The following is a 12254-nucleotide window of genomic DNA, read 5'->3' as shown; positions in this document are numbered from 1 at the left end:
AACCTCGGCTAGAAAGGCGGTGTCCGGCTGCTTCTTTAACTGTGTTAGGAACGCGCTGGCATCGTTATAGCCGATCTTTTCCTGACGCTGATAAAACGCGTCGGTGCGATAGCGCAGCACCGCGTTCCAGACAAACCGCACGCACCCAAACGTCCGCGCCAGCAAGGCTGCTTGCTCAGGCGTGGGATAGAAGCGGTATTGGTAGGCGCGCTCGGCTTTCATGCTTGACACTTTAGACGAAATATTGTAAGGATGCAAAACACAAGGCGTCCTGGCGGACGCCGCGCTATCCATCCTCGCACTAAAAGTACGAGGTTTTCCGCGCTAACTGATAACCTCGTCACGCTACTCGCCATGGATGTGACCCATGCGTTGGCAGCACTCACCGCCCCTCATCACGAGGTAACGGTCCATATTCATATGGAGCCATCGGACGCGGTGATTCGCGGCGTGATGGATGGTCATCTACACGTAGGCGTCGTGCCCGCCGTGAACCTGCCCACCAGCCTGGAAACACGCTTGCTCTACGAGGAGCCCTCTTACCTATACTGCTCCGCTGGCCACCCGCTGTTCAGCGTACCCGACGACGCCGAGAGCGCCGCCCAGCTTGCTCGATACCCGGCCATTCGACCCCGCTACCCGCTTCCAGAGAGCGCACGTCAGGCCCACGAAGCGCTCAACCTGCAAGCCTCCGCTTCCGACCGGGAGGGCGCGGCGTTCCTGATCCTCTCCGGCCGATTCATCGGCTTTCTACCCGAACATGTCGCCGAGCAATGGGTGGCAGCTGGCAAGATGCGCGCGCTTCACACCGCTACTCAGCACTACCGCATCCCGTTTGTACTGATTACCCGCCATGACCGCCGCCCCAACCGCGTGGTGGATGCGTTTTTGGGGTTTATCAGTGGGACGTAGGCTAACCACGCGCTGGCAAGTTAGATTAGCGATTCCACTTATCCAAGGAGCACACCATGAGCATCGAGACCGTTCGCCAATTTTTTGCCGAGCACGCGCCAGAGCTGGCCATTGAAGAGCTAGACACCAGCACCGCCACCGTACAGCTCGCCGCCGAGGCTCACGGTGTCGCCCCTGGGCAGATTGCTAAAACATTGGCGTTTAAAGTGGGTGAGAAACCGCTGCTGATTGTGGCCAGTGGCGATGCACGGATCGATAACCGCAAAATTCGCGATACCTTCGGTGGCAAAGCCAAAATGCTCGATGCTGACACCGTGATGGAACTGACCAGCCATCCGGTGGGCGGAGTATGCCCGTTTGGGCTGACGACGGATCTCCCCGTCTATTGCGACGAATCCCTACACGCGTTCGATGAAGTACTACCCGCTGCGGGCTCACCGAACAGCGCGGTGCGTTTAAGTCCCAATCATTTGGCCGAGCTGGCCGGTGCTCAGTGGGTGGATGTGTGTAAGTTGCCGGAAAGCACCCACTAAGGCAGGGCGGCAGGGCGAACATGGGTCAGGCGCTATCTCCCTAGTGGGTGCATTAACTCACCGTGGCAATGGAGTGAAGAGGCACTCAGCGGATACGCCGCGTATTTCCTGACGGCTTTCTTATAGTAGTGTATCGTCTTTTGAACGTTTATTAATCAATCTAACAGCAAGGGGACGACGCGTTCCCATTGGGGTTACCGTGGTCCAATCACTCTCTACTCAAACTGAATCCCGAGCACCGATTTACAAAGCTTGGAGTGTCCATGTCTTCACCGCCAGCGGCGTGCTGCTTGGCACGATGGCGCTGCTAGCGCTGGTTGATAACAACCCGGTGGCCTGCCTGCTCTGGCTGGGGGCGGCGATGATGATCGACGGTATCGATGGCACGCTGGCGCGTAAATATGAGGTGAAGTCCGTACTCCCCCACTTCGATGGTTCCACGCTGGATATGGTGATTGATTACCTCACCTGGGCCTTTATCCCCGCCCTGTTCATTTACTACTTCATTGAATTGCCACCCTATTTAGGGCTGATCTCCGTTTTTATCATTTTACTGTCGTCGATGTTCTGTTTTTGTAACGTCGATATGAAAAGCCAGGATAACTATTTCGTTGGCTTCCCCGCCGCTTGGAACATTGCCGCGGCCTATTTTTACATTCTTGATTTACCGCCCTTCATCACGTTTACCGCCATACTGGTCTTAGCGATGCTGACGGTGACCAAAATGAAGTTTCTGCACCCCTTTCGTGTGCGTTTGTTCATGCCGCTCAATATCGCCGTCACGCTGCTGTGGTGCGTGTGTGCCACCTCGTTAATTCTTTCACACCCTGATCACACCGTCTGGGCACGGTGGGGCTTAGGCTTGACCTCTGCTTACTTCGCCGGCATGTGCCTTTGGCGCACGGCCCAGGAGTGGTTCGGCGGGCAGATGGTACGTTAAATGGCCTCCAACTTTATCGCCCCCGATGGCCACCCGCGCTGCCAGTGGTGTGGCGGAGCGGCGGAGTTTCTGCCCTATCACGACCACGAGTGGGGCTTTCCCGTTGCCGATGACCAGCGGCTGTTTGAAAAGCTCTGCTTGGAGAGTTTTCAATCAGGCTTGAGCTGGCGAACGATTTTGAACAAGCGTGAGAATTTCCGCGCGGCTTTCCACCACTTCGATTTCCATAAAGTCGCCGGTTTTGACGAAGAGGACGTGCAGCGCTTACTGCAAGATGCGGGCATTATTCGCCACCGCGGTAAGATCGAAGCTACCATCAATAACGCGCGCTGTGCGCAGGAAATGGTGGTTCAGGAAGGCTCGCTAGCGGCGTTTTTCTGGCGCTATGAACCGGATAGCGCTTCTCTGCCTGCCCCACAAACCCAAACCACATCCCCAGAATCTATCGCGCTAGCAAAAGATCTTAAAAAGCGCGGATGGAAGTTTTTTGGCCCGACAACCGCGTTTGCGTTTATGCAGGCCATGGGGCTGATCAATGATCACTCGTTAAATTGCATTACTCGCGAACGCGTTGAACAAGCGCGCGCAGCGTTTCAGCGGCCTTCTTGAATGAACACCTCGTTGCTCTTACTTCATCGCCAGTGAGGACTCGCGTACCTCGCTGAGCATCTCACTCGCTAACTCGCCCACCGTGCGCACCGCTTTTTCCATCGCAGGCGTTAGGTGTTTGGTCCCGCAAACAGCTGCTCCGCCGCTTGAAGGATTTTCTTGACGTTGGTTTGCCGTATTTCGTCCTGTGTTCTCGCCACGCTGGTATCCCTTTGCAACCGTCCGCTCACAATACGCACCAAAAACTGCACCACCGCCCCACGGGGATGCAGGCGGTGGTGCAGAGAAGATGGCGTAGTTAGCGCATCGCGTCAACGCTGGTTGGTGGGAAACGAGAACTCCGCCCGGGTGGCTTCGCTGACGGAGGGCCAGCGTTGGGAAACCGCTTTGCGGCGCGTGTAGAAGCGCACCGAGTCTGGGCCGTAGGCGTGGAGGTCGCCAAACAGCGAGCGCTTCCAGCCGCCAAAGCTGTGGTAGGCCACCGGCACGGGCAGCGGTACGTTGACCCCCACCATGCCCACTTCGATACCGTCGGTGAAGCGGCGGGCGGCTTCGCCATCGCGGGTGAACAGGCAGGTGCCGTTGCCGTATTCGTGGTCGTTGATCAGCTGCATGGCATCGCCCAGGCTGCCGACCCGCACCACGCAGAGCACCGGCCCGAAGATCTCTTCCTGATAAAGGTATTACCGCAGGCAATCGCCATGGGGTACATCCACAGCGGCACCATGGCGGGGAAGTTAAACGGCGTAATGCCCGCCACCACGCCCAACGGCTGGAAGTTGGACCAGGCATCGATTCCCGGCCCCACGTTGTGGGAATACTCGCCTTTCAGCAGCTCCGGCACGCCGCAGGAGTACTCGACGTTCTCGATGCCACGTTTCAGCTCGCCCATGGCGTCTTCGACCGTTTTGCCATGCTCTTCGCTGACCAGTTGCACCAGGCGGTCCGCGTGCTCTTCCAGCAGCTGCTTAAAGCGGTACATCACCTGGGCGCGCTTGGCGGGCGGCGTATCGCGCCAGGCAGGAAAAGCGGCTTGAGCCGCGGCAATCGCACGCTCCACATCCGCCGCGCTGGCATCCGCCACGTGGCGAATGACCTTGCCCGTAGAAGGATTGGTGACGTCCAGCGTGCGCTGGCTTTCCACCAGCTCACCGTTTATCAGGTGGGAAACAACACTCATCATGAAACTCCAAAAAAGGGTGGGCCAGGGTTACGCCAGTGAATCCAGGGTGGTCGCGACGGCATCGAACAAACGCTCCAGTTCGGCTTCCGTGGTGCCGAAAGGAGGGCCGAACTGCAAGGTGTCGCCGCCGTAGCGCACGTAGAAGCCCGCTTCCCACAGCGCCATATGCGCATCGCGGGGACGAATGGTGGGATCGCCGTTGCGCGGCGCTAACTGCAGGGCACCGGCCAAACCGTAGTTGCGAATATCGACGATATGGTGACGGCCTTTCAGGGCGTGCAGCTTCTGCTCGAACACGGGAGCGATGGCGCTCACCTGAGCGGGGAAGTTTTCACGCTCCATCATCTCCAGCGCCGCCAGCCCCGCCGCGCAGGCCACGGGGTGGGCACTGTAGGTGTAACCATGGGAAAACTCGATGGCATGCTGCGGGCCACCGGCATGCATGAAGGTGTCGAAAATCTCCGGGGAGGCAATCACGGCCCCCATGGGCACCGCCCCATTGGTGATCTGTTTAGCCACGTTCATGATATCCGGCGTGACGCCAAACGCTTCGGCCCCGGTGGTCGCCCCACTGCGGCCAAAGGCGGTAATGACTTCATCAAAAATCAGCAGAATATCGTGGGCGGTGCAGATCTCCCGCAGCCGATTCAAGTAGCCCTTGGGCGGCACGATCACCCCCGCCGAACCCGACATGGGCTCCACGATCACGGCGGCAATGGTCGACGCATCGTGCAAGGCAATTTGATCCAGCAGCGCATCGGCCAGCTCTGCGCCGGTTTCCGCTTGGCCACGAGTATAGGCATGGCCCGCTTGCAGCGTATGGGCAGGTGCGTCACGTCCATCAACTGGCCGTAGTGCTTGCGGTTACCGCCAATGCCCCCCAGGCTGGTGCCGCCGATATTCACCCCGTGGTAGCCCTTGGCGCGGCCAATCATGCGGGTTTTTTCCGGCTTGCCCTTCAACCGCCAATACGCCTTGGCCATCTTGACCGAGGTATCGGCGGCTTCTGAGCCGGAATTGGTGAAAAACACATGATCCAGCCCAGCAGGCGTTAAGCTGGCGACCTTTTCCGCTAATTTGAACGCCAGCGGATGGCCTATCTGAAAGCCAGGGGCAAAATCCAGCGTACCTAGCTGCGCCGCTACTGCTTTTTGAATCTCTTCACGGTTATGGCCTGCCCCACAGGTCCACAGGCCAGAGAGCGAATCGAACAGCTTGCGCCCTTGGTCATCGATGTAATAACGCCCTTCCGCCCCCGCAATCATGCGCGGGTTGGCGCGGAAATCGCGGTTCGCGCTGAACGGCATCCAGAAATGCTGGTTGAGGGCGGTGCTCTGCTCATCGGCTGGGTGCGTGTGGGAAGTTGTGCGGTCTTTTAATCCGCTTTTTAATCCAAACATAGTGGCCAAGCTCCATCGCTAGAAGGCTTGGGTTCAGCATGGGCCAGCCACCACGTTTATAAAATCCAGTATTTCTTGAGTTCACGTTAAACATTATTAACGTGAACCAACGTCTGCTACCGCAACGGCAACGGTGCGGTGCGGTGCTCATAAGTGACTTACAACACCACCTCAAACCCCTCGAACTTAGGCGGGCCAAGGTAGATGCCTTCCGGCGCTTTGGCGTTGGCGTGGGCTTTGCGGAAGGCCTCCGACTTCGTCCAGGCGCGGAAGGCCTCTTCGGATTCCCACACGCTGTGGGAGATAAACACGGTGTGGTCTTCCTGGCTTTCGCCCTGCAGCATTTGGAACTGCTTGAAGCCCGGCACTTCGTCCAAGTGGGAATCGCGGTTGCGCCATACCTCTAGAAAATCCTCTTCGCGGCCTGGGGCAATCCGAAAACGGTTCATGGCGATATACATAGTGGTTCTCCTGTGAGCGAGTGTGACTCAGTTAGTTACGCAAACAATCGCTTGATGGTAACGTCATCACTGCATCACGAATAGATAAGTGACGAACAGGCGTTACGGCTAATGGCTCAGGCACCCCTTCAGGTCGTTTGGTTCAAACGCGATTTACGTATTCACGATCACGCACCGCTGGCCAACGCCGCAGCGGCGGGCCCGGTGCTGCCGCTATTTGCCATCGAGCCTGGGCAGTGGCAAGCACCCGACAGCGCCCTACGCCACTGGCAGTTTGCCGCCGATTCGCTAGTTGACCTGGCCCAGGCGCTCGACACCCTGGGCCGTAAGCGCTCCACCAACCTTGCAGTTACCCACAAAAAGCCCGCCCATCGCCAACAGCTTACGCTACCTGACAATGGACGGGCTTAGTACTGCCTAAACGCTACTAGCGAAGCGCTTCCAACGATTCCTCGATAATGCTCAACCCTTCCTCCAGTACCGCAGACGACACCGTCAGCGGCACCAGAATGCGGATGCTGTTGCCGTAGAAACCGCAGGAGAGCAGGATCAGGCCTTTCTCCCGGGCTTTGGCGCAGAGCACGCCGGTGAGTTGTGGGTCGGGCTTGCCTTCACCGTTGAGCAGCTCAAACGCGGCCATAGCGCCGAGCTGGCGGCCGTAGGCGACGGCGGGGAAGCGCTCTTCCCAGACGGCGAAGCGTTCAGCCAGCATGTTGCCCATCTGCTCGCTGCGGGCGAGGATGTTCTCTTCTTCGATGGCGTCGATCACCGCCAGGGCCGCCGCGCAGGAGAGCGGGTTGCCGCTGTAGGTGCCGCCCAGCGAGTTGGGGCCGGAGGCGTCCATGACCTTGGCGGTGCCGACCACCGCAGAAAGCGGCATGCCGTTGGCGAGGCTCTTGGCGGTGGTGAGAATGTCCGCTTCGATGCCGCTATGTTCCAACGCAAACAGCTTGCCGGTACGGGCGAAGCCGGACTGCACTTCGTCGGCGATCAGCAGAATGCCGTGCTCGTCGCACAGGGCGCGCAGGGCTTTCAGGTAGCCCGGGGAGGCGATGTAAAAGCCGCCTTCGCCCTGTACCGGCTCGATCACGATGGCCGCCGTGCGGTGCGGGGCGATATCGGTTTTGAACAGCGTGCGAATGGCGTTCAGCGAAGCCTCTTCGCTGATGCCGTGCAGCGGATTAGGGAACGGTGCGCGGAACACATCGCCCGGCATCGGGCCGAAGTCGTTCTTGTAGGGCAGCACCTTGCCGGTCATCGCCAGGGTCATCATGGTGCGGCCGTGGAAGGCACCGTCGAACGTGATGATGCCGGTGCGGCCAGTGGCGGCGCGGGCGATCTTCACGGCGTTTTCCAGCGCTTCGGCACCGGTGTTCACCAGCATCGCTTTACGCTCGGGGCCGCGCACCGGGGTGAGTTCGCAGAGCTTTTGGCACAGCTGCACGTAGGGCGCGTAGGAGATCACCGCCGCGCTGGTGTGCATGACTTTCTTGAGCTGCGCTTCGACCGCCGCGACGATTTTCGGGTGGCGGTGGCCCAAGTTAAGCACACCAATGCCGCCCGCGAAGTCGATCCATCGTTTGCCGTCGGCGTCCCACAGCTCAGCGTTTTCGGCGCGCTCGGCAAACTGGGTAGTGGGCGTGGCGGCACCGTTGGCCACGAAGCGGTTTTTCAGTTCATTCAATTCTTGGTTAGTCATCATCGTTCTCTTTACAGGCCGCCTACGCAGACGTATTTCAGTTCGGTAAATTCATCCAACCCGTGGTGGGAACCTTCACGGCCCAACCCGGACTCCTTCACGCCGCCAAACGGCGCCAGCTCGGTAGAGATCAAGCCTTCGTTGACGCCGACCATGCCGTACTCTAGCTGTTCCATGGTGCGCCAGATGCGTCGATAGTCCGTGGCGTAGAAGTATGCGGCCAGGCCAAACGGGGTGTCGTTGGCCATGGCGATGGCTTCTTCATCGCGTTGGAAGCGGAACACCGGCGCGACCGGGCCGAAGGTCTCTTCGTCGGCGACGGCCATTTGAGTGGTCACATCCGCCAGCACCGTGGGAGTAAAGAAGCGATCACCCGCCGCGTGGGGCTGGCCGCCGCACAGCAGGCGCGCACCTTTGTTCACCGCGTCATAGACGTGGCGCTGCACTTTATCCACGGCGGCCTGGTTGATGAGCGGGCCGATGATGCTGCCTTCGGCCAGGCCGTCGCCTACCTTCAGTGCGTTCACACGCTCGGTGAGCTTCACGACGAAGGCATCGTAAACACCGTCCTGCACCAGGAAGCGGTTGGTGCATACGCAGGTTTGCCCGGCGTTGCGGAATTTTGAGGCAATCGCCCCTTCTACAGCAGCGTCCACATCGGCGTCATCAAACACGATAAACGGCGCGTTGCCGCCCAGCTCCATGGCGGTTTTCTTCACCGTGCTGGCGCACTGGGCGAGCAGGTGTTTACCAACAGGCGTGGAGCCGGTAAACGACACCTTGCGCACCCGAGAGTCGGTGGTCAGCACCTCGCCCACGGCGGCGGGTTTAGAGGCAGTGACCACGTTGATCGTGCCTGCGGGCAGGCCCGCTTCCAGCGCTAAATAGGCAGCGGCCAGGGCGGTCAGCGGCGTGGCTTCGGCGGGTTTGATCACCACGGTGCAGCCAGCGGCCAGGGCCGGAGCGCACTTGCGGGTAATCATCGCCAGTGGGAAGTTCCACGGGGTAATCGCGGCTACCACGCCTACCGGCTCGCGCAGTACCAGCAGGCGCTTGTCCGCGCCGTGGCTGGGCAGGGTTTCCCCGGCCATGCGCTTGGCTTCTTCAGCGAAGAACTCAATGAACGACGCGCCGTAGGTCACTTCGCCTTTGGCTTCTGCCAGGGGCTTGCCCTGCTCCAGGGTCATCAGGCGGGCCAGGTCATCGGCGTGCTCATTGATCAGCTCAAACCAGCGGCGCAGTAGCGCTGAGCGCTGTTTCACCGGGGTGGCGCGCCACGCGGCACCGGCTTCGTAAGCGGCGGCCACGGCGTCGCGGGTGTCGTCGGCGCTTAAATCCGCTACGTGGGCGATGGTTTCGCCGGTGGCGGGGTTATCGACGGCATAGGTCTGCTGGCCCTTGCGCCACTCGTCACCCACCAGGGTGGGTACGGCATCGTGTAACCACTTTTCGATAAAGCTCATGACTTTCTCCTGGTTGACAATATGATCTGCACGCTAGCAGTAATGTGTTGGCAGGCGAATGCACCACTTTTCCGTTCAACCAGACCACTTTTCTGTTTTACTAGCGAAACGGGGAGCATCGTGACGGTAAGAGGATACGAATGGATTGCCAGGACGTGTTACAGCAGCTTGTAAAACGCTATGCGCAGCAACCTGAGCGTTTGAGTAAACAGGTGCGTTTAGAGCAAGCCTTGAGGCAGGCGGTCACCCAGGCGTGGCCGAACCAAACTCGCCTGCCGTCACACCGGCAGCTGGCAGTCACGTTGGGCGTTGCTCGACACACACTGTCTCGTGCCATTGGATCGCTGATTGAAGAAGGTTTACTGACGACGTTTCATGGCAAGGGCACTTGGAGCTGTAAGAAAGAGGCGTCTGTCGCGCCCACATCAACCAGCGTTCAGCTTTCAAAACGCGCTCAAAAAGTATTGCGATGGCCAGGGGCAAGCACGGTGCAAAGCGGTGCTTTTGTGCCTGGCATACCGGATATCGCCCAGTTTCCAATGCGCAAGTGGCGCCAGCTCTATGCCAGTGTCACCGTGCCGCAAAATGCGTTGTTGCTGTCGTATTCCACCGGCGGTTATGGGCCGCTTAAGCGCGCAATCCATGAGTTTCTGGCGCGCTGGCGCAACATTCATTGTGATATTGAGCAGATCATCATTACCGATGGTACCCATAACGGCATTGAGCTATGCGCCATGGCATTGGGCGATGTAGGCGATACAGTGGCAATGGAATCGCCCTGCTATTGGGGGGCACGCAATGTGTTTACCGCCGCGGGCTTAACGATTGAGATGGTGCCTTGGTTTCCTGATAGCGGGCATGCTCTACCGCAAACGACCGGTAACATTGCCCTCGCGTACTTGACCGGCTCTCATCACTACCCGCTCAGCGTGCCCACGAGTGCCGTTCATAAGCAGCAGTTTTGCGATGCGTTATCGCCCACCTACATCGTTGAAGACGATTACGAATTCACCCGTGACGATCACACTAACCTGCTGTTTGATCCACACTCGGAACGCCATTTATTGGTAGGCTCATTCTCCAAAATGATGTTTCCCGGCCTGCGGCTTGGCTATTTGGTGGTGCCACGCCACTTGGCAGGCCCGATGAACCGCCTGCGCAGCGAGCTGTTTCGCGAAGGGCGCATGTTGGATCAGGCCGTGCTGGCACAGTTTATTTCTGATGGCGACTTAGATGCTTGGTGTCGCCGCATCCAGCGCGACTATTTAGGTCGCCAGCAGGTGCTGCACGACCAGCTTTGCTCCCTGCCCAAGGTGCGGAGCGTATCGCCCCCGACTAGCGCGATCAGCTTGTGCGTTGAGTTTGTGTCCGGGGTTAATGATGTGGCGCTTGCCCAAGCGTTGCTCAAAGAGCATTTGATTGTTCGTCCGCTCAGCCCGGTGTGCGCTGAAACGGACCCTCGGACGGGGTTAGTCGTAGGCGTGGGCATGCTGTCGGGAGAGACATTAGCGCGTGAAGTCCAGCGGCTACGCCGCTGCTTAGAGTCACTACTGCGCTAAACAAGGTAGGCTTAGGAACAGTTGAGCCTTACACTTTATCTCTATTTATAAAAATGAAGTCACAAGAACGTATTCACAAGGATTTTGCCATGCGTCACCCTGTTGATAATTCGGTACCCCTCACGACGCTTCGTCTAACGCTAGCGCTGTGCGCCGTACTGCTTGTTTCCGGCTGCGCCACCTTTGCGCCTAACCCGCCGCAGGATCAAAGCAATATCTGTGAGATATTCCGCGAGCAGCCTAGTTGGTACGACTACGCCCGAGACTCCCAAGAGAAGTGGGGCACACCGATTGCAACGCAGATGTCGTTTATCCAACAGGAGTCATCGTTTCGAAGCCACGTACGCCCAGACCGAAAGCGCTACCTAGGCTTCATTCCTGGCCCTCGGCCGTCTTCCGCCAGAGGCTATGCCCAAGCGCAAGATCCCGTTTGGGGCGAATACCGGGAGCAGGCAGGCAGCACCTTTGCACGGCGTACCCATATGAAGCACGCCACTGATTTTATTGGCTGGTACAACACTCGCACCCGCGCCCAAACCGGCATTTCACTGAATAACCCCGAACACCTCTATTACGCTTATCATGAGGGCGCTGGCGGCTACCAACGGGGCACCTACCGTAATAAACCTCACGTACTGCGGGCGGGCAGCCAAGTGTCGGCACGAGCTAACCGCTATCAAGCCCAACTCAACAGCTGTGAAGCAGAGTTTCAATGTCGCCGCTTTTATCAGGTATGGCCGTTTTGTCGTAGTTAAGTTTTCTATGGCGCTAACGTATGACACGGCATTGGTGTGAGTGAATGGTATGTTTTAATATCAATACTTTCTGGCGTATCTGGCATGGCCGAACAATAACGGTAGCCGTGCCAGTAATGTCAGAACGCCTTACCAGGCGTAGCACAGCTGATTATTTTACAAGGGGCATCGCCAATATTTCGGAAACGATGCGGAACGCTTGTCTTAAAATAGTAAGACTCCCCTGGCCCTAAGCGCTTGGCAGTGCTCCCAACAATAATTTCAATCTCGCCTTCTACGACAAAGCCAGCCTCTTCACCATAGTGAGTAATCATGGCTTGCCCAGTGTCGGCACCCGGCAAATAACGCTCAACCATAAACGCCAGCGCACGATTGGGCCGATTTGCCCCGACAAGCTTGAAAGAAATATCACCGGATGCGATATCAACCAAGTCATCCGCTGAATAGAAAATCTGCTCCTGACTATCAAGGTCCATCGTAAAAAAATCACCGACGCTCATAGAGAATGCGTTTAGGATTTTCTTCAGAGAGCTGACTGACGGGCTAACTTTTCCTTGCTCTATTAGCGAAAGACTCGAATGGGTAACCCCACACAACTTTGCCAGTTCACGCTGCGAAATCCCCCGCTGCTTGCGCAAAGAGCGCAAGCTCGCACCCACGTCATCCGACATGCTTTTTTCACTCCCTATCAATAACTGAATTAAGTTACGTTGACGGTCTATTGACGGGGACATAATAAC

Annotated in this window: 12 protein-coding genes and 2 pseudogenes; 7 read left to right on the top strand and 7 right to left on the bottom strand. The window is 58.1% G+C overall.

Going from position 1 to position 12254, the window contains the following annotated elements; translation table 11 throughout:
• Positions 1–222: helix-turn-helix domain-containing protein (locus BMY49_RS11955; protein WP_167359373.1), on the bottom strand; the 222-nt coding region annotated here is incomplete at its 3' end.
• A gap of 132 nt (positions 223–354) precedes the next feature.
• Here BMY49_RS11955 and BMY49_RS11950 point away from each other — a divergent pair.
• The 4 genes from BMY49_RS11950 (at position 355) to BMY49_RS11935 (ending at position 2994) form a co-directional block, all read left to right on the top strand.
• Complete coding sequence (locus tag BMY49_RS11950; protein WP_244154961.1) at positions 355–912, top strand: substrate-binding domain-containing protein; 558 nt, start codon at positions 355–357, stop codon at positions 910–912.
• Between the two features lie 56 nt (positions 913–968).
• Positions 969–1445 (top strand): YbaK/EbsC family protein, encoded by a 477-nt coding sequence (locus BMY49_RS11945; protein ID WP_062375667.1) that lies wholly within the window; start codon positions 969–971, stop codon positions 1443–1445.
• 199 nt (positions 1446–1644) lie between these two features.
• On the top strand, positions 1645–2385 hold the full coding sequence (gene pcsA, locus BMY49_RS11940; protein WP_276325989.1) for a phosphatidylcholine synthase: 741 nt from the start codon (positions 1645–1647) through the stop codon (positions 2383–2385).
• Positions 2386–2994: a DNA-3-methyladenine glycosylase I gene (locus tag BMY49_RS11935; RefSeq protein WP_089675672.1), complete on the top strand. Its 609-nt coding sequence runs from the start codon at positions 2386–2388 to the stop codon at positions 2992–2994.
• A 311-nt stretch (positions 2995–3305) separates the two neighbouring features.
• Here the strand turns inward: BMY49_RS11935 and BMY49_RS11930 are convergent.
• The 3 genes and pseudogenes from BMY49_RS11930 to BMY49_RS11920 all read right to left on the bottom strand — a co-directional run bounded on the left by BMY49_RS11930 (position 3306) and on the right by BMY49_RS11920 (position 6038).
• Positions 3306–4174 (bottom strand): annotated as a pseudogene (locus BMY49_RS11930) (aldehyde dehydrogenase family protein).
• 30 nt (positions 4175–4204) lie between these two features.
• Positions 4205–5577 (bottom strand): annotated as a pseudogene (locus BMY49_RS11925) (aminotransferase class III-fold pyridoxal phosphate-dependent enzyme).
• Between the two features lie 158 nt (positions 5578–5735).
• A complete protein-coding gene (locus tag BMY49_RS11920) occupies positions 5736–6038 on the bottom strand; it encodes an antibiotic biosynthesis monooxygenase family protein (RefSeq protein WP_044630196.1) in 303 nt (100 codons plus the stop codon).
• A 111-nt stretch (positions 6039–6149) separates the two neighbouring features.
• Here BMY49_RS11920 and BMY49_RS11915 point away from each other — a divergent pair, with 111 nt between their 5' ends.
• Positions 6150–6449, top strand: a complete 300-nt coding sequence (locus BMY49_RS11915; protein WP_044630195.1) for a deoxyribodipyrimidine photo-lyase — start codon at positions 6150–6152, stop codon at positions 6447–6449.
• 16 nt (positions 6450–6465) lie between these two features.
• On the opposite strand, the gene gabT is transcribed toward BMY49_RS11915, so the two are convergent.
• Positions 6466–7737 carry a 4-aminobutyrate--2-oxoglutarate transaminase gene (gabT, locus tag BMY49_RS11910; protein ID WP_089675671.1) on the bottom strand — a complete coding sequence of 424 codons (1272 nt, stop codon included), beginning with the start codon at positions 7735–7737 and terminating at the stop codon, positions 6466–6468.
• Positions 7738–7748: 11 nt separating this feature from the next.
• Positions 7749–9200: an NAD-dependent succinate-semialdehyde dehydrogenase gene (locus BMY49_RS11905; protein WP_089675670.1), complete on the bottom strand. Its 1452-nt coding sequence runs from the start codon at positions 9198–9200 to the stop codon at positions 7749–7751.
• A gap of 140 nt (positions 9201–9340) precedes the next feature.
• Here BMY49_RS11905 and BMY49_RS11900 point away from each other — a divergent pair, with 140 nt between their 5' ends.
• Together BMY49_RS11900 and BMY49_RS11895 are read left to right on the top strand one after the other, a co-directional pair.
• On the top strand, positions 9341–10759 hold the full coding sequence (locus BMY49_RS11900) for an aminotransferase-like domain-containing protein (protein WP_089675669.1): 1419 nt from the start codon (positions 9341–9343) through the stop codon (positions 10757–10759).
• Positions 10760–10848: 89 nt separating this feature from the next.
• The gene (locus BMY49_RS11895) at positions 10849–11514 is read left to right on the top strand and encodes a transglycosylase SLT domain-containing protein (protein ID WP_208596195.1); all 666 of its coding nucleotides are present in this window, start codon (positions 10849–10851) and stop codon (positions 11512–11514) included.
• A 119-nt stretch (positions 11515–11633) separates the two neighbouring features.
• On the opposite strand, the gene BMY49_RS11890 is transcribed toward BMY49_RS11895, so the two are convergent.
• Entirely contained in the window at positions 11634–12185 is a 552-nt protein-coding gene (locus BMY49_RS11890) for a cupin domain-containing protein (RefSeq protein WP_089675668.1), read from the bottom strand.
• Positions 12186–12254 lie beyond the last annotated feature (69 nt).

Source organism: Vreelandella aquamarina (assembly GCF_900110265.1).
Taxonomy (GTDB): Bacteria; Pseudomonadota; Gammaproteobacteria; order Pseudomonadales; family Halomonadaceae; genus Vreelandella; species Vreelandella aquamarina.
Note: the sequence above shows the minus strand (reverse complement) of the source record. Positions and strands in the feature narration are given on the sequence as shown.